1 protein-coding gene is annotated in these 1,206 nt (G+C 59.1%); it reads right to left on the reverse strand.

Annotation, left to right across the window (positions count from 1 at the left end; genetic code table 11):
- Window positions 1-5 precede the first annotated feature (5 nt).
- Entirely contained in the window at window positions 6-983 is a 978-nt protein-coding gene (locus ACQZ5K_RS27020) for an IS110 family RNA-guided transposase (RefSeq protein ID WP_448742083.1), read from the reverse strand.
- Window positions 984-1,206: the final 223 nt, after the last annotated feature.

Consider the following 1,206-nt stretch of genomic DNA (forward strand, 5'->3'; position numbering starts at 1 on the left):
CCTCATCAAGTCAGTCTTGTTTGGATGTTTTCATACTCTTTGAGCCTGGCGTTTGCGATCACGACGATGTGCCGCATTATCGCGCCGAGGGCTGTGAGCTTTGACTTCCCAGCACTGAGCAGGCGTCTGTATGTTGTGGCAAGATGGCTGTTGCTTTGACTTGCGGCCATGGCAGCGGTGAAGAGCAGCGGTCGCAATTGTCGTCGTCCGCCTGTGGCAAAGCGGCGGCCTTTGTGTGCGCCGCTGTCGCGCGCATGGGGCGCACATCCCGCCAGACTTGCTGCCTGCTTGCGATCGATGAGGCCGAGTTCCGGCATGATTGCCAGCAGCACGGGTGCGATCACCCTGCCGATGCCAGGCACGGTCTGCAGGATCGCTTTTCGATCTTTCATGCGCTTGTTGTGAGCGATGATCGTCTCGATCTGTTTGTCGATCGCCTCGATACGGCGTTTGATTTCGGCAATGTGGCCGGCAATCTCGCCTGCGATAGGCTTATTGCGCGGTGCCTTCAGGCGGTTTTCCTCCTGCACGCGCATGGAGACGAGATCGCTACGACGCAAGACGAGCAGTTTCATCTTTGCTTCGTGCGGCTGGCTTGGCCGCCAGCGTGGGAGGGAATGTGCTCGCGACAGGCCATATTCGGCGATATGGCGCGCATCGATGGGGTCTGTCTTGGCTTTGGCGCCACAGGCGCGGATGAAGGCTTTGACCCTCGCGGCGTCTGCGCGGTGGGCGGGGATGGCAAGGTCTTCGAGAACCCCAAGCAGGGCGTCCTCGTACCCGCCGGTTGCCTCGCAGATGGCGAGTGTATCGATACGTCTGGCATAAGGCTTCAGGGTGGCCTTGAGTGCAACTGCGGTGTTTTCGACGGTAACGGTCCTTCCGTTGCTGCTGTCGAAGAGTGTGACGGTTGCTTTGGAGACGTCACATCCCAAGGCGAACTGGATGGAGGCAGACTGGATTTGTACAGTGTTCGGGTTCATGATGGGGCTCCATGCTTGGCATTGTCTGCGGGCGCGGCGCAAGCCAGCCCATTCAAGTCAACAAGCGATGCGAAGCTGGTGCGGCTGCAGCCCAGGATGAGGCCGGTCGATAAGACCCATTCCTGTTCGGGCGTACAATCGCATGACCTCCGGGGTGGCCGCCTCGGAGGTCATCCAACGTCCCGAACAATAAAGCATAATTCCGACAGACAATTCCTGTGCT

The sequence above is a fragment of the Agrobacterium sp. 22-226-1 genome (assembly GCF_053522345.1).